We start from the raw sequence: 22,732 nt of genomic DNA, 5'->3' as shown, positions 1-22,732 counted from the left end.
AAGATTGCTGAAAGCTACGGCGCAACCATGTTCAACGTCTTGACTGGTTTCAAATTCATCGCTGAAAAGATTCAAGAATTCGAAGAAAAACACAACCACACCTACATGATGGGATTTGAAGAAAGCTTCGGCTATCTGATTAAGCCATTTGTACGTGATAAAGATGCTATCCAAGCTGTTTTGGTTGTGGCTGAGCTTGCTGCCTACTACCGTTCACGTGGCTTAACTCTGGCTGATGGTATTGAAGAAATCTACAAAGAGTATGGTTACTTTGCTGAAAAGACTATCTCTGTAACCTTGTCCGGTGTTGATGGAGCAGAGCAAATCAAGGCTATCATGGCTAAGTTCCGTGACAATGGTCCGAAAGAATTCAACGCTACTGCTATTTCTGTTACAGAAGACTTTAAGGCGCAGACTTCTACGGCTGCAGACGGTACTGTTACAGCTCTGACGACTCCTCCAAGCGATGTACTGAAATACACTTTGGCTGATGGTTCTTGGATTGCTGTTCGCCCATCCGGAACAGAACCAAAAATCAAGTTCTACATTGCCGTTGTCGGTGACAGCAATGAAGATGCCCAAGCAAAAATTGCTGCTATTGAAGCAGAGATTAATGCCTTTATCAAGTAAAATAACACTATCAAACAAGCAACCAGAGGATGAATTTCACATTCTCTGGTTTTTCGTTTCCAAATCAAGCATTTTTCTGCTTTTTATGGCATACTAGTTTTATTAAAAGAAATGAGGATGTTTTATGGAACAATTTGCTCAAAATATTAAAGACTTGGAAGTCACAACTGTTGACCGTGCTCGTCAAGTGATTGCTGATAAAGAGACAGCAACTTTCTTCGTCGGTCGCAAAACTTGCCCTTACTGCCGTAAATTCGCTGCTACTCTCGCTGGCGTGGTAGCTGATACCAAGGCACATATTTTCTTTATCAACAGTGAAGAAGTCAGCGAATTAGATAAACTGCAAACCTTCCGCTCTGAATACAGCATTCCGACGGTTCCTGGTTTTGTTCATGTTCAAGACGGCCAAGTATCTGTTCGTTGTGATTCTTCTATGACTGCAGATGAGATTAAAGCTTTTGCAAACTTATAAAATTGATTCAATTCAAAAATCTGAGACAAAAAGGGTCTCAGATTTTTTATTAATTTCTAACTTTCTGAAAAGCCTCCCACATCTTCTGCTGGGGTTTGGCAAAGGGGTAATTGCCAAAGTCTTCTGGATGAAGCCACAAGACCTCTCCCTCCGCTGCGTGCTTGCTATCTTTAACTCGGCCATAAGCCAGCTGGATATGCCACTTGCGATGGCTGAAGACATGTTGCACTTTTGAAAAGGACTCCTGCTGCCAATCAACAATCAAATCATAATCCTGCTCAAAGCTTTCTTGAGGAGACAGATCCAGACTGGGCTGATTTTCTGCCACCTCAAAGAGGGACATCTGATTTTCAGTTTGAAAATCCTCGACTTCAATCAAGGGAAAATGCCAAAAACCTGATAACAAGCCAGCAGCCTCATTCTTTTCAAGTAAGAACTGTCCCTGTTCGTTTTCGATAATCAAGCCTTGCAGATAGACCGGAACTGGCTTCTTTTTAGGTGCTTTGATTGGATATTTATCCATAGTTCCGTGCAAATAAGCTGCGCTGAACTCTTTTACAGGACTGTCTTCTGGATGAGGATTAACAGGAGCTTCGATATCTGACCCCAGGTCCATCAGCGCCTGATTGAAATCTCCGGGTCTGTATGGATCAATCAGAATCTCCATCATAGCCTGAAATACCTTACGATTGCTAGGTTGGCCAATATCTAAACCAACTTCAAACAATCGACTCAGCACCCGCATGACATTGCCGTCTACCGCAGGCTCAGCTAGGTCAAAGGCAATACTAGCAATGGCACCAGCTGTATAAGGTCCAATCCCTTTGAGGCTAGCAATTCCTTCATAGCTATCAGGAAATTTTCCAGCGAAATCCGTCATTATCTGCTGGGCTGCTTTTTGCATATTTCTCACACGCGAATAATATCCCAATCCTTCCCAAGCCTTGAGGAGTCTATCCTCTGGCGCCTGCGCTAAGTCAGCTACAGTCGGGAACCAGTCAAGAAAACGCTCATAATAAGGAATTACCGTATCCACCCAAGTCTGCTGCAGCATAATCTCAGAAACCCAGATATGATAAGGATTATTTGTTCTGCGCCAAGGTAGATCACGTTTATTTTCATCATACCAAGTTAATAATTTCTTTCTAAAAGAGGCGATTTTATCTGCCTCCCACATTTCAATTCCGTATTCTTTCAAATCTAACATAAATCTAGTATAGCATAAGGCAAGAAAAATTGAAGAGCTTATGCCCTCCAATTGTTTCCTATCGTTTAATAATGACCGACTGCCTGGCTGGCTGTAATCAAAGTCAGCTTATAAACATCATCCGCATTACATCCTCGGGAAAGGTCATTAACTGGATGGTTAAGGCCCTGCAGGATAGGTCCTACTGCTGAAAAGCCACCCAAACGCTCTGCCATCTTGTAGCTGATATTACCAGCCTCAATACTTGGGAAGACAAAGACGGTCGCTTGACCAGCCACCGGGCTGCCAGGTGCTTTCAGCTCTGCTGTTGCAGGAACGAAAGCTGCATCAAACTGCAATTCACCATCGATAACCAAGTCTGGACGCATTTCCCGAGCTAGCTTAGTTGCCTCTACTACCTTATCAACCTTCTCTCCGAAACCAGAGCCCTTGGTCGAATAGCTGAGCATAGCAACTTTAGGATCGATACCGAAAATCTGCGCTGTTAGGGCTGAATTAACAGCAATCTCTGCCAAGATATTGGCATCTGGATTGATATTAATGGCACAGTCACTGAAAATGTATCGTTCGTCATCACGCACCATGAGGAAGGCTCCTGAAGTACGAGACACCCAAGGCAGTGTCTTGATGATTTGGAGAGCTGGCCGAACAGTCGCTGCAGTAGAGTGAATCGCTCCTGAAACCATCCCTTGGACTTTACCAAGATAAACCAACATAACACCAAAGTAGTTGACGTCTTCCTTGAGCAACTGACGTGCTTCATCTGCAGTGATTTTCCCTTTTCGACGATCAACGAATGCTTCTACCAGTTCCTCAAAGCAAGAACAGTTTGAAGGATCAATAACCTGATATCCTTCTTTTACTCCCTCAATTTCCAGATAAATACGGATTTTATCTGGATTCCCCAAAAGAACTGGTGTAATACTGGTTTCTTTCACCAATAGTTTAGTCGCCTGCAGAATTCGTGGTTCTTCACCCTCTGGCAAGACAATTTTTACTTCCTTATCTTTCAAGGCTTCACGAATTGAGTCAAAAATTTTCATGGTTCTTAACACTCCTTTATCTCTTAATCTTTTAATTTCTCAATAACTTGCTTAAAATCTTCCGGCAAAGGACTGGCACGCTCAACCTCCTGGCCACTAAAAGGATTATAAAATTTCAAAGAATGACAGTGCAAAGCCTGGCGCTCTATTCCGCGTTCCAAACTCCCTCCATAAAGGTCGTCACCCAAAAGTGGAAAGCCAATATGTGAAAAGTGAACGCGGATTTGATGAGTCCGCCCAGTATGAAGATGGATATCCACCAGATAGACATCTCCGAACTGCTCTATGACCTTGTAACTGGTATGAGCATACTTGCCATCCTCTGTCACGCGTCTCGTAATGATACTCTCAGGGTTGCGCCCAATCGGAGCAATAATCTCGCCTTGTTCTTCTAAGAGGCCACTACCCCTAACCAGAGCGTAATAACGCTTTTCTATCAGCTTCTTCTGCAGCTGCTTGTCCAATCTGGCATGAGCATAGCCATGCTTGGCAAAGAGCATGAGCCCACTTGTATCCTTATCCAGACGCGTCACGATATGCACCTGCTGGTTTTCATAGCCCTGACGAATATAGTAAGCCTTGACGAAATTAGCCATAGTATTGGAATGGTTAACACTGGGAATACTAGCTACCCCTGCCGGCTTATCCAAAACCAAGAAATGCTCATCTTCATAGATGACAGACAAATCCTTATCAACAGCCATCAGACTCTCAAATCCCTTTTCAGACGGGATATCAATCGTCACCCTATCGCCAATATCCAAGAGATAAATAGCGTTCTGAGGTTGATGGTTGACAAGAATGTTTCCGCCGGAAAATTTTACCTTTGCCAAGAGGCCTTTGGAAATTTCGTGCCGTCTTAAAAAGGTCTTCACCTTGACATGCTCATCGGCAATAAACTCAAACCTCATTCCTGGCACTCTCCAATAAAGGAGTCTCTGACACGATTCCAAAAGCTGGTATGACTTGGCGATGCCACAAAATGTATCTTATGATTGTCAATCTGATACTCAATACGGACAATATTTTTGAAAGAGAAAGTCTGATTATCGACCGCAATAGTGTGATAGTCACTGCGGGTCGGTACTAACTCGATCTTATCTTTTTTGGGAACAATGACTGACGAGCCCAACGTCCGATAAACCCGATTGTTGAGACTGGCAATTTCTGTCACCTGCAAGGCTTCAATGGTCGGATGCAATACCGCCCCGCCCAGAGATTTGTTATAGGCTGTACTGCCCGTCGGAGTAGAAACAGAAATCCCATCTCCTCGGAAACGCTCGAAATGAACCCGATTGATAATGACATCGGCTACCATAGTCCGATCCGAGCGCTTGATTGTTGCTTCGTTCAAAGCACGAATGATGCGTGTATCACCATTTTCAAAAATAATTTTGACATTTAAAATTGGATAAGAAACCTGAGCGCCGGAGTCTAATTTGAGATTTTCTACCAACTTATCTAGTTCAAAATCACGGTAGTCCGTATAAAATCCGAGATGGCCTGTATGCACACCAACAAAGCGAACCCGATCCAGCTGTTCTTCATACATATGAAAAGCCGATAGCAACATGCCGTCACCACCCACCGAAATCACGATGTCGGGATTCTTAGGAGTTAAAATAAAGCCGTTCTGTTTCAGCTTCTGCTTCAAATCCTGATAAACTTGTTCGCTCTGTCTTTTCCGATTGCGGATAATCGCTATTTTTTTATCTGTATTCTTCATCTGTATCATCACTATTTCCCACACCGTCATTTAACTTGCGGTGAAGAGGGTCAAAGAGGGCCTGCGCCTCCTGGATAGCGTCACGGATAGCACCCATCTCCTCATCCAGCTGATAAGCAAGATTAGCTGTGGTTTCCAAGCGGCATTTGATTTCCTCGGGAAATTCTCCTTTATACTTGTAATTCAAAGAATGCTCAATCGTTGCCCAAAAATTCATCGAAAGGGTGCGAATCTGAATTTCAGCCAGAATAAGCCTATGACCATTAATGGTATCGACTGGATACTCTACAATCACATGATAGCTTCGATAGCCACTGGCTTTTTTGTTTTTGATGTAATCCCTCTCCTGGACAATGCGCATATCAGTCCGGTTTCGCAAGACTTCTAAAATTTCATCCACATCATCGACAAACTGAACCATGACTCGTAAGCCAGCAATATCCTGCATCTCCTGCTCGATATTTTCCTCACGAATGCCTCGCAGAATCATCTTTTCTTTAATGCTCTCAATCGGCTTGACACGCCCGGTCACAAACTCAATCGGGGAATGACGCTGCTGCTTGCGGTATTGCTTTCGCACTCCACGCAACTTAATTTTCAGCTCTCCAACCGCTTGAATATAGGGGTCTAAAAACTCTTCCCATTCTATTGTCATACACTTACCTTGTCATATCATTATTTTTTGTATAAAATAAACACAACTGTTATTATAACATAAATCGCTTTCAAAAAAAAGAAAAGGATATGAAAATGAATCACTTAGAAATTGAATTCAAAACCATGCTGAGCAAAGAAGAGCACGACCGTCTGCTCCAGTTTTTTGCTGATATTTCGCCTATTAGCCAAACCAACCACTACATCGATTCAGATCAGCAAAGTATCCGTCACGCCCACATGGCTTTTCGAGTACGAACTTTTAACCATCGCGAAGCTGAGCTGACGCTCAAGATTCCTCAAGAAGTCGGATCCTTGGAACTCAATCAGAACTTGACACCAGAAGAGACCGAAAATATTTTGCAGAACAATAAATTTCCTACGGGAGAGATTTTAGAGACGCTGCTTCAGAAAGAAATACCCATCCAAGACTTGAAGATTCTTGGCTCTCTAGAGACTATCCGCTATGAAAAAGAAGACGAAATTGGCCTCCTTGCTCTGGATGAGAGTCACTACTTGGGCAAAACAGACTTCGAACTCGAAGTCGAAGTTGAAGATTTCGAAAAAGGAAAGGAAAATTTCCTTGACTTCCTAAAGCAGCACAAAATCGACTACAAACCTGGCAAGAGTAAAATAGCAAGATTTTCTGAAAACTTGTAAATCCAAGACCACAAAATAGCTGAAATAATCTATTTTTTTTGGTAAAATAAAAGGTAGCAATTTAAAGCCTATTGAAAAATAAAATTCATAGAGCATTAAATATAAAAAGAGACAAAAAGAGGACGGTCCAACTCATGTCAGATAAAAAAAATATGAAGCTTTTTTCCCTCAACTCCAATCATTCCATAGCTGAAAAAATCGCTGAGGCTGCTGGGGTTCCTTTGGGAAAACTTTCCTCCCGTCAATTCTCGGACGGCGAGATTCAGATTAATATCGAAGAAAGTGTCCGCGGCTATGATATTTATATCATTCAGTCCACTAGCTTCCCTGTCAATAATCACTTGATGGAGCTCTTGATTATGGTGGATGCCTGCAAGCGTGCCAGTGCCAATACGATTAATGTTGTGATGCCTTATTTTGGTTACGCCCGTCAGGATCGGACAGCTGCTCCACGCGAGCCAATCACAGCTAAGTTGGTTGCCAACATGTTAGTCGGTGCTGGAGTAGATCGCGTGATTTCTCTGGATCTTCATGCCGTGCAGGTACAAGGTTTCTTTGATATCCCAGTCGACAACCTTTTCACTATCCCACTCTTTGCCAAACACTACTGCAATAAGGGACTAACTGGCGAAGATGTCGTTGTAGTCAGTCCTAAAAACTCTGGCGTAAAACGAGCTCGTAACTTGGCTGAATATTTGGATGCCCCTATCGCTATTATTGATTATGGCGAAGATGAGGCTGGTCGCTCTGAGGGCTACATTATCGGAGATGTCGAAGGCAAGAAGGCTATTTTGATCGACGATATTTTGAATACGGGGCGGACTTTCTCTGAAGCTTCAAAAATTGTCAGTCGTGAAGGCGCAATCGAAATCTATGCTGTATCCAGTCACGGACTCTTTGCCGGAAAGGCTGCGGAATTACTGGATAATTCTCCTATCAGGGAAATTCTTGTGACCGACTCTGTTGATACCAAAGAAAAAACACCTAAGAATCTCCACTACATTACAGCTAGTGAACTGATTGGTGATGCCATTGTCCGTATCCAAGAAAGAAGACCAGTCAGCCCACTCTTTGCCTATCAAAAGAAATAAGGTAACCGGAGTGATTTATTTAGATAATGCTGCTACAACTGCTTTGTCGCCCGCTACAATCCAAGCAATGACCAAGACTATGACTGTCTTTGGAAATCCTTCCAGTACGCACAGCCATGGACGAGAAGCTAGTAAACTGCTCAGACAGGCGCGTGAGGATATTGCTCAAGCCCTGCATACTCAAAGCAATAAGATTCTTTTTACTTCAGGCGGAACTGAAAGCAACAATACTGCAATCAAAGGCTATGCCCTTCGTCACCAGAACCGAGGGAAGCATATTGTCACCACCGCAATTGAGCACCATGCTGTCTTAGAAGTGGTGGAGTACTTAGTAGACAAATTCGGCTTCGAAGCTACTTTTGTTCAGCCAGTGGATGGTCAGATTCGAGCGGAGGATATTGAGAAGGCTCTTAGACCTGACACTATTCTTGTATCTGTCATGGCGGTTAATAACGAAACGGGTGCCATTCTCCCCATTAAGGAAATTGGTGAAAAGCTGCAAGAACATCCTGCTGCTTTTCACGTTGATGCTGTCCAAGCAATTGGTAAACTTCCCATCTACCCTGACGAGCTAGGAATTGACTTTTTATCTGCTTCAGCTCATAAGTTTCATGGTCCCAAAGGCGTTGGCTTCCTTTATGTCAAGAAGATGGATTTTGACAATTTCATGCACGGTGGTGATCAGGAAGAAAAACACCGGGCCGGAACTGAAAATCTAATCTCTATCACAGGCATGGCGGCGGCTCTGTCAGAGAGCATGGAACATCTAGAGGAAAATCTAGAGCATGCGCAATACTTAAAAAACAGCTTACTTGCTGACTTATCGGACATTGACTATTACTTAAATGAAAGTCAGCCAAGCTTGCCTTACGTCATCAATTTGGGATTTCCCAATCAAAAGAATGACCTGCTCCTGCTTCAAATGGATTTAAATGGCTTTTCCATTTCAACAGGCTCAGCCTGCACAGCCGGAGCTATACAACCCAGTCATGTCTTGCAAGCTATGTATGGCAGGGATTCCAATCGCTTGTATGAGTCCATTCGGATCAGCACTTCGGACCAAACGACTTTGCAAGAGATTCAATCATTTACAAAGAAATTAAAAGAAATTTTAGGAGGATAAGATGGCCTTTCAAACATCTGTTAGCTTAGCAAACTGTGAATATACCTATTCACTTCACCCAAATGTCAAGAAATTCACCTTGCGCGACAATACATTCGCTGAAAGCAAGGTTGGCAACTATGAACTCTCTCGTCTGCTGGAATCTGTTCCCAACAGCGGAAATGGCTTTCTGCTGAAAATCATCGTCAATAAAGATTTGAATGGTTTTAAAATTAACATCACTGACAAATCAGGCCTGCGCTTGGTCAATATTTTCAAATCAGAAGACCATCACATTATCCAGCAAAAATTTTATTTCTTGATGGATAGCCTGGTTGAAAGAAATATTTTTGAAAAGACACCACAATAAGCAAGATTCTCGCAATTTTGCTTTTTTGATTTAGGCTCTTAAAAAAACAAACGAGCTTGACTTCTGCTTAGAACATTTGAAGAAAAGATCAACAGATTCCAAAGAAAGGATTAACGATGGTTGAACTGACCTATTTAGACTCATATAAGGTGAAACGAACACTTACCTATGAAGACTTCGACGAATTTCTTCTAGCCTTCTCTGGCTGCGTCACGGTTCCTGACTCGCTCAAGGTGCTTTCTGTTACTTATAACGGACACCAGCTGCCTTTTACAGGCCTAATTGGGGACTTATACCGCCAGGTGTACCAGTTAGACCTAAGTCCCTATCAGGACTAAGTTTTTCAACGCTACTATTCCCAGCGATTACTGATTTTCTTTTTTATAAATCAAACATCCTTAATTAGTTGATTTTTTCACAAACTTCCTATAAAATAGAATTAGAAAGGTTGTGATTTTGTGAAAACTGAAAAAAATACTACAATTCCCCGAGCTACTGCTAAAAGGCTATCGCTCTACTATCGTATTTTTAAACGTTTTAATGCTGAGAAGATTGAAAAAGCAAACTCCAAGCAAATTGCAGAAGCCATTGGTATTGACTCTGCTACTGTCAGACGAGATTTTTCTTATTTCGGTGAACTTGGCCGCAGAGGATTTGGTTACGATGTCAAGAAATTGATGAACTTTTTTGCTGACCTCTTGAACGACAATGCTATTACCAATGTCATGATTGTTGGCGTTGGTAATATGGGACGTGCTCTGCTGCACTATCGTTTTCATGAGCGCAATAAAATGAAGGTTGTAATGGCTTTTGACACAGATGATCATCCAGAAGTTGGCAGCACAACCAGCGATAGGATTCCTATCTATGGAATTTCCCAAATCAAAGAAAAAATACAGTCAGGAAATGTGCAAACTGCCATCCTAACTGTACCTAGCGTAAAAGCTCAAGAAGTTGCATCAATCTTAGTTCAGGCTGGTGTCAAGGGCATTCTCTGCTTTTCACCAGTAAATCTATCCCTACCTAAGGACGTGGTCGTTCAGTATGTTGACCTGACTAGCGAACTGCAGACTCTGCTCTACTTCATGAGAAAAAATGAACATTAATTTGAAAGAGGTATTTAACACTCAATGAGTAAACCAATTATTGGAATAACCGGAAATGAAAGAGAAATCCCAGACGATCACTTCATCCATATGAGCTATACGGCGACAGGATTCGTTGAGGGAGTTAAAGAAGTTGGCGGAATTCCAATGATTTTGCCAATTGGTGATGAAGAAATGGCAAAACAGTATGTTTCCATTGTTGACAAATTAATTATCACAGGCGGTCAGAATGTATGTCCGCAGTTCTATGGAGAAGAAAAAGCCATTGACAGCAATGATTATCTACTCAAACGAGATATTTTTGAATTAGCTTTAATCAAGGAAGCCCGCCGTCAAAATAAACCAATCTTCACTGTCTGCCGCGGAACCCAACTTTATAATGTCGCACTGGGTGGTACTCTTCATCAAGACATTGAAGATCATTGGCAAGACAGCTCTGCTGAGTACACAACTCAAAGCATGGTGACCAAGAACGGCTCTATTCTGCACGAAATCTATGGCCCTGCATCTGAAATCAACTCTTTCCATCATCAAAGTATCAAGGATTTAGCGGCCGGACTAGAAGTCATCGCCTATGATCCGCGCGATAAGATTATTGAAGCCATCACTTCTACTGACGGCAGTCCTTTCCTTGGCGTCCAATGGCACCCAGAGTTCTTGTTTGGCTCCAGAGAAGGAGACTTAGCTCTGTTTGATTATGTTGTCAATATTCTTTAAAAGCCTCTATTCCTAGCTAAACTTCTGTTCTACAAGAATAGAAGTTTTTTATATTCAAGTAAATCAAATTATATCATATCTGTCTCTTCTCGGTAGCTATAGTAGTTGGACTTGGACACAATTAAATGATCCAAAAGAACCAAGCCCATCATCTCACACGCTTCTTTCATATGCTGAGTCACTTCATCATCGTTTCTGCTAGGAACTACTGAGCCAGATGGATGATTGTGTACCAGTATGATAGATGTCGCCAGATGCTTGAGAGCGTAGTGGAGAATTTCTCTCGGCTCAGCAATGCTTCTGCTTACCGTCCCCATGAAAATGGTCTGCTGATGCAAGATTTGATTTTGACTATTAAGATAAATAGCAACCAAGCACTCCTGCCTCATATCTCCTAGTTCTTGTTGCATTTTCTGGGCTAATTTTTGACTGCCCATAATCTGCTCTTTCTGCAGAACTTCTGCTCGGTTAATCCGACGACCCAATTCGATAATGGCCTGTAGCTCCACAGCCTTAATCGGACCTATTCCAGAAATAGTCTGCAATTCCTGCAAAGTTAAATACTTGAGATCGTTCAAACTAGAAATTGATGATAAAATTCTTTGAGAAACTTGAAAAACAGTTTCTTTTTTGTTGCCTGTTCTGAGAAAGATTGATAGAAGCTCCTGGTTACTGAGTTTTTCAGCCCCTTCTCTCATCAAGCGCTCACGCGGCATCATGCTAATATCATCTTGAAATGAAATGCTATACATAGAAACCTCCTTACCTTATTATTCGGAAAAAGAGTCAGAATCAGCAAGAATTGATATAAAAAATCTTTCGCCTAAAACAAAATTTAGATAAAAAAACTCCAAAAGTTAGAGTTCTTCCTAACCTTTAGAGTGAAATTTTTTTAGTTTTTTGTCTTTAAATCTGCATTTGGTTATAAGACTTACTGAAAGATTCAAGAACTTCCTTAGGAGCCTTATCATACTCGACAGAACCTTCTATTGTTCCCTTGACAATAGTCCGGTTGGTTGCCGCGGCATCCTCACAAGTAACCAAAGTAATCTCAGTAACGCCTTCAGTATCCTCAATCAAATCCGTTCGATCCGGAGTTACCGTTTCAACACTGGTGATTACATAAGTATAGACTTGCTCTTTATCGGTGATATAAATCTTCATACCAGCCTTAGCACGGTCCAGTGGGGAAAAGAGCATGTTACTAGCCCCTGTGATGCCAAAGACATGGTGGCTAGCCAAGGCATAATTTCCCTGCCCCATCTGCTGAGTCTCTTTCATCGTACCAGCACCATAATACAATCCGGCATTATCCAGTCCTTTGAAGATCGGCAAATTCATGGAAACTTCCGGAATAGAGATGCCTCCGATAACAGGCAGTTGCTGAGCTTTCCACTGAGCATTGATAACTGCTTCTGTAGAAAGTGACTCTACCTTATTAAAATCAAAGCTAGTCTCAACATTTTTATTTTTATTAATAGAGTCTTTGGAAACCTTGCTGACCTGATATTGGTTGGTATGCCAAACCATAATCATGTTTCGGATTTGCGCATTAAAGATTAAGCCAAGAGCCACAATAATTAATAATGTCGCAACAATATTGATAAAAATATTTCTTTTACTTCTTTGTTTTCTTTTTCGACTTCTTTTTCCTTGTACCATATAGAGGTCCTCTTTTACGATTCGTTTTCTTCCTCTGCTACATCTTCTTTATCGTCTGCTTCGACGCTTGTAAAGGTGACAATCTGAGCATTTTGGTCCAGACGCATGACCTTAACTCCCATGGTTGAGCGACCGGTCTGAGAAATATTAGCCACACTGGTCCGAATGATGACGCCTGTATTAGTGATAATCATCAAATCTTCCTCACCAGTAACAGTCATCAGACCAGCAAGAGGTCCATTCTTATCAGTGATATTGGCTGTTTTAATCCCTTTACCGCCACGGCCCTTGGTTGGATACTCGCTGGCAAGAGTACGCTTACCATAGCCTTTTTCAGTAATAACAAGCACTTCGTCTCCCTCAGCAATCACACCAGCTCCAACGACCTGGTCACCATCTCGAAGATTGACCCCGCGAACACCAGTCGCTATACGGCTCATGCTCCGAACAGCTGTCTCATTGAAGCGGACAGAATAACCAAACTTAGTACCAATGATAACGTCTGCAGCACCATCCGTCAGAAAAACATTAATTAACTCGTCTTCATCTTTCAAATTCAAAGCCTTAAGACCATTCTGACGAATATTAGCAAATTCCGTTACACTGGTCCGTTTGACCACCCCATGACGAGTAGTAAAGAAGAGATAGGAATCATCACTGCGATCTTGCTGGACATTAATAATGGTCTGAATAGTCTCTCCTTCTTCAAGCTTCAAGAGATTGACTACTGGCAAGCCCTTAGCTGTCCGACCATACTCAGGAATTTCATATCCTTTGAGACGATAGACTCGGCCTTTGTTAGTAAAGAAGAGCAGTCTATCGTGAGTACTAGTTGAAACCAGCTCTTTGACGAAGTCATCGTCTTTGACGCCAGTTCCTTGAACACCGCGGCCTCCGCGTTTTTGAGCAGTAAATTCAGTTTGATTCAGACGTTTGATATAGCCTTTATTAGACAAGGTAATCAAAACATCCGCTTCCTCAATCAAATCTTCATCTTCAAGAGAAAGAACTTCTCCAACCATCAGCTCAGTTCGGCGGTCATCAGCAAATTTACGCTTGACCTCATCTAACTCTTCCTTGATAATAGCGATAACGCGCTCTGGCTTAGCCAAAATATCAGCTAAGTCCGCAATCAAGGCAATCAGCTCATCATACTCTGACTGAATCTTATCACGTTCCAAACCAGTCAGACGACGCAAACGCATATCGAGGATAGCCTGACTCTGGCGCTCAGACAGCTCAAACTTAGCCATCAATTCAGCTTGGGCCTCTGCGTCCGTCTCGCTATTACGGATAATGCGAATTACTTCATCAATATGATCCAACGCAATCAGCAAACCAGCCAAGATGTGAGCTCGCGCTTCCGCCTTTTCTTTATCAAAGGCCGTCCGTCGAGTCACCACTTCTTTTTGGTGCTCAATGTAGGCTAACAAAATCTCACGGAGAGATAGAATCTTCGGCACACCATTTTGAATAGCCAGCATATTGAAGCTGAAATTGGTCTGCATCTGAGTTAGCTTGAAAAGATTGTTTAGAATGACATGAGCAGAGGCATCACGACGTACCTCAATGACAAAACGAACCCCTTCACGGTTGGACTCATCACGAACAGCTGTGATACCATCAATGCGTTTTTCCTGCACCAAACGAACAATATGCTCATGGACCTTGGTCTTATTAACCATGTATGGAAACTCGGTTACGACAATTCGCTCACGGCCATTTTTCATCTCTTCAATTTCAATGCGAGAACGAAGAACAATCGAACCCTTCCCTGTTTCATAAGCCCGGTGAATGCCAGACTTGCCCATAACCAGTGCTCCTGTTGGAAAATCTGGTCCAGGCAGGACTTCCATGATGTCGCGAGTTGTTGCTTCCGGATTGTCCATGACAAGCTTAACTGCATCAATAGACTCACCAAGATTATGTGGAGGAATATTAGTTGCCATCCCAACCGCAATCCCTGTCGCTCCATTTACAAGCAAGTTAGGGAAGCGAGCAGGAAGAACTACAGGCTCTCTCTCGCTGGCATCATAGTTATCGATATAATCAACAGTGTTTTTATTAATATCACGAAGCATCTCTAGAGCAATCTTACTCATACGTGCTTCTGTATAACGCTGGGCAGCGGCTCCGTCTCCGTCCATAGAACCGAAATTTCCATGACCGTCTACTAGCATATAGCGATAGCTCCACCATTGAGCCATCCGCACCATCGCTTCATAAATAGAGGAGTCGCCATGTGGATGGTACTTACCCATGACATCCCCTGTAATACGGGCTGATTTCTTATGAGGCTTGTCAGGGCTTACTCCCAGCTCATTCATACCATAGAGAATCCGACGGTGAACTGGCTTGAGACCATCACGAACATCTGGAAGGGCCCGAGCCACGATAACACTCATTGCGTAATCGATGAAACTAGTCTTCATTTCACTAGTCAGATTAACATTTACTAAGTTTCTGTCTTGCATTAAAAAATGCCTTTCTTTCATATTAAACTATCCTATATTATACCACATTTTCTTTAATTTTTCAGCATTTTGAACCGTTTGTAAAAACGTTTACATCGCTAGATACACAAGTTGACCGTGACAAAATATGTCAAAAGTGGTAGAATGAATATGTGTGGGAAATATTCCCTAAAAAAATAAGGAGATGTTTAGAAATGACTGCTACTAAACAACATAAAAAAGTCATCCTTGTCGGTGACGGTGCTGTAGGTTCATCTTACGCATTTGCTCTTGTAAACCAAGGTATTGCTCAAGAACTTGGTATCATTGAAATCCCTCAATTATTTGAAAAGGCTGTCGGTGATGCTGAAGACCTTAGCCACGCCCTTGCTTTCACTTCACCTAAAAAAATCTATGCAGCTACTTATGCAGACTGTGCGGATGCTGACCTCGTTGTTATCACTGCAGGTGCACCTCAAAAACCAGGTGAAACTCGTCTTGACCTTGTTGGTAAAAACTTGGCTATCAACAAATCTATCGTTACTCAAGTCGTAGAATCAGGCTTCAACGGTATCTTCCTCGTTGCTGCTAACCCAGTTGACGTTTTGACTTACTCAACTTGGAAATTTTCCGGTTTCCCTAAAGAGCGTGTTATTGGTTCAGGTACTTCACTTGATTCAGCTCGCTTCCGTCAAGCTCTTGCTGAAAAGATTGGTATCGATGCTCGTTCTGTCCATGCCTACATCATGGGTGAGCACGGTGACTCTGAATTTGCGGTTTGGTCACACGCTAACGTTGCAGGTGTGAAATTGGAGCAATGGTTGCAAGCTAACCGTGACTTGAACGAACAAGACTTGGTTGATCTTTTTATCTCCGTTCGTGACGCAGCTTACTCTATCATCAACAAAAAAGGTGCAACTTACTACGGTATCGCGGTTGCTTTGGCTCGTATCACAAAAGCTATCCTTGACGATGAAAATGCTGTATTGCCTTTGTCAGTCTTCCAAGAAGGCCAATATGGTGTTGAAAATGTCTTCATTGGTCAGCCTGCTATCGTTGGTGCTCACGGTATCGTACGTCCAGTAAACATCCCTCTGAATGATGCTGAAACTCAAAAAATGCAAGCTTCTGCTAAAGAATTGCAAGCAATTATTGATGAAGCATGGAAGAATCCAGAATTCCAAGAAGCATCTAAAAACTAATTATAAAAACATCTCCTGATTAAAGGGGATGTTTTTTAGTTGCTTTAAATGGATTTGTCAGCAAAAATATCTATAAAATAAGGTACGATGAGCTCGCTCTCTATGTCTTTCAAAGAAGAAATCCAGACAAAGTCTGTGTGCTCTTCTAAATCCAATATAATATCACGCTCTGCCAAAATCTCGCCAGCATAAACTAGGCGTGTAAAGACAGTATCTTTGCTAGCATCAAACTGACTATCTTCGTGAATAATCTTATCAATCTGAAGTTTTTGATTAACCTCCTCCATAGCCTCACGTAGAGCTGCCTCTCTAGGCATTTCATTCTCTTCTACACTCCCACCAGGAATATCCCAATAAGATGGATAGACATTAGGACGACCTCGCTTTATTTTCGAGCGTTTGATAAGCAAATACTTCCCGTCTTTCTTGATCAAGGTATGGCGATTAATTTTACTGTCATTGCATTTTCCTCCAAAAAAAAGAGCAAAAAAAGACTCCGAGGAGCCCAATTTTAAGTCATCCACCCTGAGAGAATCGAACTCCCATCTCAAGAACCGGAATCTTGCGTGATATCCATTACACTAAGGGTGGCAACTAATTCATTATAACTGATTTTCTTTGAAAATACAAGTGAAAATCAGAAAAAGAAGTTGAGATTTCTCAACTTCTTTTATCTAATTACAATTCAATATCGCCAAACAAATCAGCCATTGAGAATCCAGTTTGAGTTTCTGGAAGTTCAAAGTCACGTTTTTCTTGACGTTTTGGACGACGAGGACGTGATTGACGTTTCTCATCTTTTTGTCCTTCTTCTTGAGCTGGACGTTCTTCAAGAGCCTTGATAGAAAGTGATACACGCTCATCAGCAGCATTCACTTCAAGAACCTTAACAGTCACTTCTTGACCAACCTTAAGGGCATCTTTAGGGCTTTCAACACGTTTGTGTGAAATTTGTGAAATGTGAACCAGTCCATCAATTCCTGGCAATACTTCAACGAAAGCACCGAAATCAGTCAAACGTTTTACAGTTCCTTCAATCACATCGCCTGCAGCAAGTTTTTGCTCAACGCCATCCCATGGTCCAGGTGTTGTTGCTTTAAGAGAGAGGGACACGCGTCCTTCTTCTTCGTTCAAGTCAAGAACTTTCACTTCGATTTCATCACCAACTGATACAACAGACTTAGGTGATACATTGCGCTCATGTGACAATTCAGTCAAGTGAACCAATCCGTCAACTCCGCCAAGGTCAATGAAAGCACCAAAACTAGTGATGCGAGCAACCTTACCAGTTACAACATCGCCAACATTCAACTTACCAAAGACTTCAGCACGTGCTGCTGCAGCTTCAGCTTCTACAACTTCACGACGTGAAAGGATGAAGCGGTTTTCTTTTGGATCTACTTCTTTGATCTTAGCATCAAACTCTTGACCTACAAAACGCTCAGTGTTGCGAACGAAACGAGTATCAAGCATTGAAGCAGGGATAAATCCACGAAGTCCTTCAAACTCAACTGAAAGTCCACCTTTAACAGCACGAGTGCCCTTAACAGTGACAACTTCTTCTTCACGACCAACCAATTTGTCCCAAGCTTTGCGAGCTTCCAAACGTTTTTTAGATACCAGGTAAGTTACTGTGTCTGTATCTTTACCTACTACTTGACGAAGAACAAGCAATTCAAGTGTTTCACCTGGTTTCACAAGGTCGTTGATATCAGCGTCGCGGTCGTTTGTCAACTCACGAAGAGTCAAAACACCTTCAACACCAGTTCCAGCGATTGCAACATTAGCTTGGTTAGCGTCAACAGTCAATACTTCAGCAGTAACGACGTCACCTGGCTCAACTTGGCTAACACTGTTTAGCAAATCTTCAAATTCATTCATCTAAAAAAATCCTCCAACAATCAAACTTTCGCTTGACATACTACTTATTTATTTTCCTAAGCACCCGCAAATGACATTGATCTATCGTTAACGATTTCCATCCTATAAAGAAATAAAACACCTGAAGACATTTTATTATTTTATCAGATCTATTACCTAAGAACTGGGGTAGCTGGATTCGAACCAACGCATGAGGGAGTCAAAGTCCCTTGCCTTACCGCTTGGCTATACCCCATTAATATAAAGAATGGAGAGAGAGGGATTCGAACCCCCGAACCCGAAGGAGCGGATTTACAGTCCGCCGCGTTTAGCCTCTTCGCTATCTCTCCGACAATCAACGCTATCTATTATAACATTGATACAATGAAAATGCAAGCCCTATTTGCTTAAATTATAGGTTTCAATCAAAGTTTCCACGGCTCTTTCAAGTTTTTTATAAAAACTTTCAGCATTTCCATTTTTGATAATTGCAAACTGGCCATCTAGTTCGGCAATCTCTCCGATAACCTTCTTGCCAATAGCAAGACGATAACCGTCAAATTGGTCTGCTCCGACTTTCACTTTGCTATCTGTGATTTGAATTTCAATCTTTTTATCTTTTTTACTCATAACTTACCTCTTTCAAATTTCTATTGTACACGAAAAAGACTGAGTACGCAAGCTATCTTAGGCTAGAATCGAAGAAAAACTGCCCAATCAAGGACAGTTTTTAGATTATACTTTCACAATCCAACCTTCTGGTGCTTCAACATCACCAAATTGGATACCAGTCAATTCGTCATACAGCTTGCGAGTGACTGGGCCGACTTCTGTTTCGCTATAAAAGACATGGAAATCTTCGCCGTGCTGGATACCTCCGATAGGGGAGATAACTGCAGCTGTTCCGCAAGCTCCAGCTTCAGTAAATTTACCCAAGTCTGCCAGAGGAACATCACCCTCAATCGGTTTGAGTCCTAGTCTATGCTCCGCCAGATAAAGCAAAGAGTACTTGGTGATGGATGGCAAGATTGAGGGACTGAGCGGCGTTATAAACTCATTATCCTTAGTGATGCCAAAGAAGTTGGCAGATCCCACTTCTTCAATCTTGGTATGGGTTGCAGGATCTAGATAAATCACATCTGAGAAATGCTTATCTTTAGCAATCTTTCCTGGTAATAAACTAGCAGCGTAATTGCCACCCACTTTTGCCGCACCAGTTCCGTGCGGTGCCGCGCGATCATAGTCATCTGAGACAATGAAGTTAGTCGGAGTCAGACCGCCTTTGAAGTAATTGCCGACAGGCATTACAAAGATAGTGAAAATGTATTCTTCAGCTGGTTTTACGCCAATAATATCGCCGACTCCAATCAAGAGAGGTCGAATATAAAGGGTTCCCCCTGTTCCATAAGGTGGAACATATTCTTCATTAGCTCGGACAACCTGCTTGACTGCATCCACAAACATTTCCGTAGGAACTTGCGGCATGAGCAAGCGGTCAGCTGTCCGCTGCAGACGCTCCGCATTTTTATCCGGACGGAAAAGCTGAATACTGCCATCCTTAGTTCGATAAGCCTTCAGACCTTCAAAAGCCTGCTGACCATAGTGAAGGCAGGGAGACGACTCAGAGATATGGAGCGTAGCGTCCTCCGTTAACGTTCCTTCTTCCCACTGGCCATTGCGATAGTAAGCTAAATAGCGATAAGGTAATTTCATATATGAGAATCCTAGATTTTCCCAGTCAAGATTTACAGTCATGGTCTTTCTCCTCTTCTTCCAAACTTCATTTTTAGATACTCCCTATTTTACACCTTTTTAAGATATTTTCAAGTATTATTTTCAATTTTCAGAAAATTTTGTTATTCAATCTTTTGTGCCACTATCAAACTTTTAGAAATTGAAAAAAAACCAGCTCGTGTGAACTGGTTTGATGATTATTTGATATAAGCTGAGAAGACTTCTTCGTCTGAAATAGTATCAGAAATGAAGCTGCCGTTACTGGTTCTCTCAGACAGGCTGAGATCAGCTAGATTAATCTCATAGGCAGTTCCTTTATTAGAAAGCACCTGCAAAATCTGATCCTCACTAGCTTCTGCTTCTGTTGTGAAGAGGTCAAAGTCCACTGCTTGGCCAAAGACCGGTCCAGCTGCAAAGACACGATGTGGCTTGGTCTTAAGCTCTCTCAGAACTTGAAGACCGCGATTTGCCCGACTGGTAACAGGAATATCAGCGACTACCATACGCTTGAGCGAACCTCGCTGAGTCAGGAGGTAAAGTGAGTCAGTATTGGCGATAAAGGCTGCCGCTAGGACATCGTCTTTCTTAAGGTTGATGGCTTTAACCCCAGCCGCCTTAGCTCCGATAACTGGTACTTCCTCAATATTGAAGCGAAGGGCATAGCCATTCCTAGTCACGAGCATGACATCATCCAGCTTAATCGGCGCCAGAGCAATGACCTGATCGTCTTCATTTTTCAGCTTGGCAAACTTGAGCGACTTAGACTTGTAGGTCCGCCAAGGACTGAATTCCTTGCGCTCTACACGCTTGATTTGACCTAACTTGGTCGCTGCAAAGTAAGTGCCCTCCTCAAAGCTGTCTAGCAATTCTGTATAGATAACCTCTTCCTTGGTATCAAAGTTACTGATAGTCTGGCTGAGGTGTTCTCCGATTTCTTTCCAGCGGATGTCTGCAAGCTCATGAACAGGCCGGTAAATGACATTTCCAAGACTCGTGAAAATCAATAAATGCTGGGTCGTCTTGGCCGGACTAACAAAAATCAGTCGGTCATCATCACGCTTGCCCATCTCTTCTAGGGTCGAAGCTGAGAAGGAACGCGGACTTGTCCGCTTGATATAACCAGAACGAGTCACGCTGACATAAGTTTCTTCCTCAACGATGAGACTAGCTGTATCAATCTCGATGGCGTTTGCCGTATCCTGCAGCTCACTGAGACGCGGATTGCCGAACTTCTTCTTGACATCGCGGAGCTCACGCTTCATGAGGTTATACATAGTTCGCTCATCACCAATAATGGCTGCCAGCATGGAAATCTTCTCGCGCAGCTCTGCTTCTTCCTCTTCCAGAACCACGACGTCTGTATTGGTCAAACGGTAGAGTTGGAGAGTGACAATAGCCTCAGCCTGCTCCTCAGTGAAATCATAGCTGACTTTAAGATTTTCCTTGGCGTCTGCTTTGTTTTCTGAAGCACGAATCAGGGCAATCACCTCGTCCAAGATGGAAAGCACCCGAATCAGTCCTTCCACGATATGGAGCCGTTTCTCAGCCTTGGCCTTGTCAAAACGGCTGCGAGCCAGAATAATCTCCTTGCGGTGGGCAATGTAGCTGGTTAAGATTGACACAATTCCCACCAAACGAGGCGTGAAATTGTCGATAGCCACCATGTTGAAGTTATAATTCACCTGCAAATCAGTGTACTTAAAGAGATAGTTGAGAATCAGCTCGGTATTGGCGTCTTTCTTGAGCTCAATGGCAATGCGAAGACCGTCCCGGTCGGATTCGTCCCGCACCTCAGCTATGCCAGCCACCTTATTGTTGACCCGCACATCGTCTATCTTCTTGACTAAGACCGCCTTATTAATCTCGTAAGGAATCTCGGTGATGACGATTTGCTCTTTTCCGCCCTTCAGCTTTTCAATCTCAGTTCTGGAGCGCACCACGACGCGACCTTTACCAGTCTCGTAGGCTTTCTTAATCTCATCTCGGCCTTGGACAATAGCTCCTGTCGGGAAGTCTGGACCAGGCAGAAACTCCATAAGTTTGTCAACCTTGGCAGACGGATGGTCAATCATATAGATAACTGCGTCAATGACTTCCGCTAGATTATGAGGTGGAATATCAGTCGCATAACCAGCGGAAATCCCAGTTGCTCCATTGACCAAGAGGTTAGGAAAGGCTGCCGGCAGAACAGTCGGCTCCTTTTCGGTATCGTCAAAGTTCCAAGCAAAAGGAACGGTATCTTTCTCGATATCCTGCAAAAGATAGCCAGCCATCTCAGACAGCCGCGCCTCAGTATAACGCATAGCCGCCGGCGGATCACCGTCCATAGAACCATTGTTCCCGTGCATCTCAACGAGAATCTCACGGTTTTTCCAATCCTGAGACATGCGGACCATGGCATCGTAGATGGAGCTGTCACCGTGGGGGTGGAAATTCCCCATGATGTTCCCAACTGACTTGGCTGACTTGCGGTAGCCCTTGTCAAAGGTGTTGCCATCCTTGTTCATCGAATAAAGAATACGGCGCTGAACAGGCTTCAAGCCATCGCGAATATCCGGCAAGGCTCGCTCTTGAATGATATATTTGGAGTAGCGACCAAAGCGCTCTCCCATGATGTCCTCAAGGGACATGTTTTGAATGTTACTCATAAGATACAAAGGGACGTTTCGGCTTGCAGAAAATCTCTGTAGAAAAATAGAAAATCGATGCAGGGTTCGATGAACCTTAAGCGATTTACCTTTTTTCCTAAGTCTTAGTCCCGTGTTCAGTTACTATAAGTAACCAAACTATCCTTTCTGTAGTTTAAATACGTTGTTAAATGGTGGGGAAGGAGTTTTCACACATCATTTAGGGCGTGTTCAACTCCTTTCAAAGAATGTGGAGTAGATTTTTACATTAAAATTGGTACTTAAGAAAAATATTTTTAGATACTATTTAAGTCATTCACAAACACTTATTTAGATTAAGCAAATGCAACTATTCCCTATGGATTGTTCTTTCTTCTTTGAAGTATGTACAAATATAGACAAGGTAAATAAGAAAT

21 protein-coding genes, 3 tRNA genes and 2 pseudogenes are annotated in these 22,732 nt (G+C 42.6%); 10 read left to right on the top strand and 16 right to left on the bottom strand.

What is annotated here, in order from left to right; all coding sequences use genetic code 11:
* Both QZ169_RS06005 and QZ169_RS06000 read left to right on the top strand, forming a co-directional pair.
* Window positions 1–630, top strand: a pseudogene (locus QZ169_RS06005) (phospho-sugar mutase); the annotation flags it as partial.
* Between the two features lie 124 nt (window positions 631–754).
* Window positions 755–1,102 carry a thioredoxin gene (locus tag QZ169_RS06000; protein ID WP_295505319.1) on the top strand — a complete coding sequence of 116 codons (348 nt, stop codon included), beginning with the start codon at window positions 755–757 and terminating at the stop codon, window positions 1,100–1,102.
* Window positions 1,103–1,151: 49 nt separating this feature from the next.
* Here QZ169_RS06000 and mutY read toward each other — a convergent pair whose 3' ends face one another.
* The 5 genes from mutY to QZ169_RS05975 form a co-directional block, all read right to left on the bottom strand.
* The gene (gene mutY, locus QZ169_RS05995) at window positions 1,152–2,309 is read right to left on the bottom strand and encodes an A/G-specific adenine glycosylase (RefSeq protein ID WP_295505317.1); all 1,158 of its coding nucleotides are present in this window, start codon (window positions 2,307–2,309) and stop codon (window positions 1,152–1,154) included.
* A gap of 65 nt (window positions 2,310–2,374) precedes the next feature.
* Entirely contained in the window at window positions 2,375–3,352 is a 978-nt protein-coding gene (pta, locus tag QZ169_RS05990) for a phosphate acetyltransferase (RefSeq protein ID WP_295505316.1), read from the bottom strand.
* Window positions 3,353–3,375: 23 nt separating this feature from the next.
* Window positions 3,376–4,263 carry an RluA family pseudouridine synthase gene (locus QZ169_RS05985; RefSeq protein ID WP_295505314.1) on the bottom strand — a complete coding sequence of 296 codons (888 nt, stop codon included), beginning with the start codon at window positions 4,261–4,263 and terminating at the stop codon, window positions 3,376–3,378.
* Window positions 4,260–5,087, bottom strand: a complete 828-nt coding sequence (locus QZ169_RS05980; protein WP_295505313.1) for an NAD kinase — start codon at window positions 5,085–5,087, stop codon at window positions 4,260–4,262. The genes QZ169_RS05985 and QZ169_RS05980 overlap by 4 nt, the downstream gene beginning before the upstream one ends.
* Window positions 5,062–5,733: a GTP pyrophosphokinase family protein gene (locus QZ169_RS05975; RefSeq protein ID WP_295505312.1), complete on the bottom strand. Its 672-nt coding sequence runs from the start codon at window positions 5,731–5,733 to the stop codon at window positions 5,062–5,064. Before QZ169_RS05975 ends, QZ169_RS05980 begins: the two co-directional genes overlap by 26 nt.
* 95 nt (window positions 5,734–5,828) lie before the next feature.
* Here QZ169_RS05975 and QZ169_RS05970 point away from each other — a divergent pair, with 95 nt between their 5' ends.
* From QZ169_RS05970 to QZ169_RS05940, 7 genes are all read left to right on the top strand, one after another.
* On the top strand, window positions 5,829–6,392 hold the full coding sequence (locus QZ169_RS05970; RefSeq protein ID WP_295505311.1) for a CYTH domain-containing protein: 564 nt from the start codon (window positions 5,829–5,831) through the stop codon (window positions 6,390–6,392).
* A 134-nt stretch (window positions 6,393–6,526) separates the two neighbouring features.
* Entirely contained in the window at window positions 6,527–7,483 is a 957-nt protein-coding gene (locus QZ169_RS05965; RefSeq protein WP_295505310.1) for a ribose-phosphate diphosphokinase, read from the top strand.
* Window positions 7,484–7,493: 10 nt separating this feature from the next.
* Window positions 7,494–8,606, top strand: a complete 1,113-nt coding sequence (locus tag QZ169_RS05960) for a cysteine desulfurase family protein (RefSeq protein WP_295505309.1) — start codon at window positions 7,494–7,496, stop codon at window positions 8,604–8,606.
* A gap of 1 nt (window position 8,607) precedes the next feature.
* Window positions 8,608–8,955 (top strand): DUF1831 domain-containing protein, encoded by a 348-nt coding sequence (locus QZ169_RS05955; RefSeq protein WP_002902952.1) that lies wholly within the window; start codon window positions 8,608–8,610, stop codon window positions 8,953–8,955.
* A gap of 116 nt (window positions 8,956–9,071) precedes the next feature.
* A complete protein-coding gene (locus tag QZ169_RS05950) occupies window positions 9,072–9,293 on the top strand; it encodes a DUF4649 family protein (protein ID WP_295505304.1) in 222 nt (73 codons plus the stop codon).
* Window positions 9,294–9,413: 120 nt separating this feature from the next.
* Window positions 9,414–10,061 (top strand): redox-sensing transcriptional repressor Rex, encoded by a 648-nt coding sequence (locus tag QZ169_RS05945; RefSeq protein WP_295505301.1) that lies wholly within the window; start codon window positions 9,414–9,416, stop codon window positions 10,059–10,061.
* Between the two features lie 24 nt (window positions 10,062–10,085).
* Window positions 10,086–10,778, top strand: a complete 693-nt coding sequence (locus QZ169_RS05940) for a gamma-glutamyl-gamma-aminobutyrate hydrolase family protein (RefSeq protein ID WP_295505300.1) — start codon at window positions 10,086–10,088, stop codon at window positions 10,776–10,778.
* Between the two features lie 68 nt (window positions 10,779–10,846).
* Here the strand turns inward: QZ169_RS05940 and radC are convergent, their stop codons facing one another.
* From radC to gyrA, 3 genes are all read right to left on the bottom strand, one after another.
* The gene (gene radC / locus QZ169_RS05935; protein ID WP_002900302.1) at window positions 10,847–11,530 is read right to left on the bottom strand and encodes a DNA repair protein RadC; all 684 of its coding nucleotides are present in this window, start codon (window positions 11,528–11,530) and stop codon (window positions 10,847–10,849) included.
* A 154-nt stretch (window positions 11,531–11,684) separates the two neighbouring features.
* Window positions 11,685–12,440 carry a class A sortase gene (locus QZ169_RS05930; protein ID WP_295505299.1) on the bottom strand — a complete coding sequence of 252 codons (756 nt, stop codon included), beginning with the start codon at window positions 12,438–12,440 and terminating at the stop codon, window positions 11,685–11,687.
* 14 nt (window positions 12,441–12,454) lie between these two features.
* Complete coding sequence (gene gyrA, locus QZ169_RS05925; protein WP_295505324.1) at window positions 12,455–14,914, bottom strand: DNA gyrase subunit A; 2,460 nt, start codon at window positions 14,912–14,914, stop codon at window positions 12,455–12,457.
* A gap of 194 nt (window positions 14,915–15,108) precedes the next feature.
* Between gyrA and QZ169_RS05920 the strand changes: the two genes are divergently transcribed.
* Window positions 15,109–16,095 carry an L-lactate dehydrogenase gene (locus tag QZ169_RS05920; protein WP_002895436.1) on the top strand — a complete coding sequence of 329 codons (987 nt, stop codon included), beginning with the start codon at window positions 15,109–15,111 and terminating at the stop codon, window positions 16,093–16,095.
* A 44-nt stretch (window positions 16,096–16,139) separates the two neighbouring features.
* Here QZ169_RS05920 and QZ169_RS05915 read toward each other — a convergent pair whose 3' ends face one another.
* The 8 genes and pseudogenes from QZ169_RS05915 to parC all read right to left on the bottom strand — a co-directional run bounded on the left by QZ169_RS05915 (window position 16,140) and on the right by parC (window position 22,337).
* Window positions 16,140–16,544 (bottom strand): NUDIX hydrolase, encoded by a 405-nt coding sequence (locus QZ169_RS05915; RefSeq protein ID WP_295505321.1) that lies wholly within the window; start codon window positions 16,542–16,544, stop codon window positions 16,140–16,142.
* Between the two features lie 70 nt (window positions 16,545–16,614).
* Window positions 16,615–16,686 (bottom strand) — tRNA-Arg (locus QZ169_RS05910).
* An 87-nt stretch (window positions 16,687–16,773) separates the two neighbouring features.
* Window positions 16,774–17,976, bottom strand: a complete 1,203-nt coding sequence (gene rpsA / locus QZ169_RS05905) for a 30S ribosomal protein S1 (RefSeq protein WP_002909688.1) — start codon at window positions 17,974–17,976, stop codon at window positions 16,774–16,776.
* Between the two features lie 163 nt (window positions 17,977–18,139).
* Window positions 18,140–18,211, bottom strand: a tRNA-Gln gene (locus QZ169_RS05900).
* Window positions 18,212–18,224: 13 nt separating this feature from the next.
* Window positions 18,225–18,305 (bottom strand) — tRNA-Tyr (locus tag QZ169_RS05895).
* A gap of 49 nt (window positions 18,306–18,354) precedes the next feature.
* A complete protein-coding gene (locus tag QZ169_RS05890) occupies window positions 18,355–18,585 on the bottom strand; it encodes a DUF2969 domain-containing protein (RefSeq protein ID WP_002918960.1) in 231 nt (76 codons plus the stop codon).
* A 105-nt stretch (window positions 18,586–18,690) separates the two neighbouring features.
* Window positions 18,691–19,716, bottom strand: a pseudogene (locus QZ169_RS05885) (branched-chain amino acid aminotransferase); the annotation flags it as partial.
* Between the two features lie 170 nt (window positions 19,717–19,886).
* Window positions 19,887–22,337, bottom strand: a complete 2,451-nt coding sequence (parC, locus tag QZ169_RS05880; protein ID WP_295505294.1) for a DNA topoisomerase IV subunit A — start codon at window positions 22,335–22,337, stop codon at window positions 19,887–19,889.
* Window positions 22,338–22,732: the final 395 nt, after the last annotated feature.

The organism is uncultured Streptococcus sp., assembly GCF_905372115.1.
Classification (GTDB): Bacteria; Bacillota; Bacilli; order Lactobacillales; family Streptococcaceae; genus Streptococcus.
This window is presented reverse-complemented; position numbering and strand designations above follow the sequence as displayed.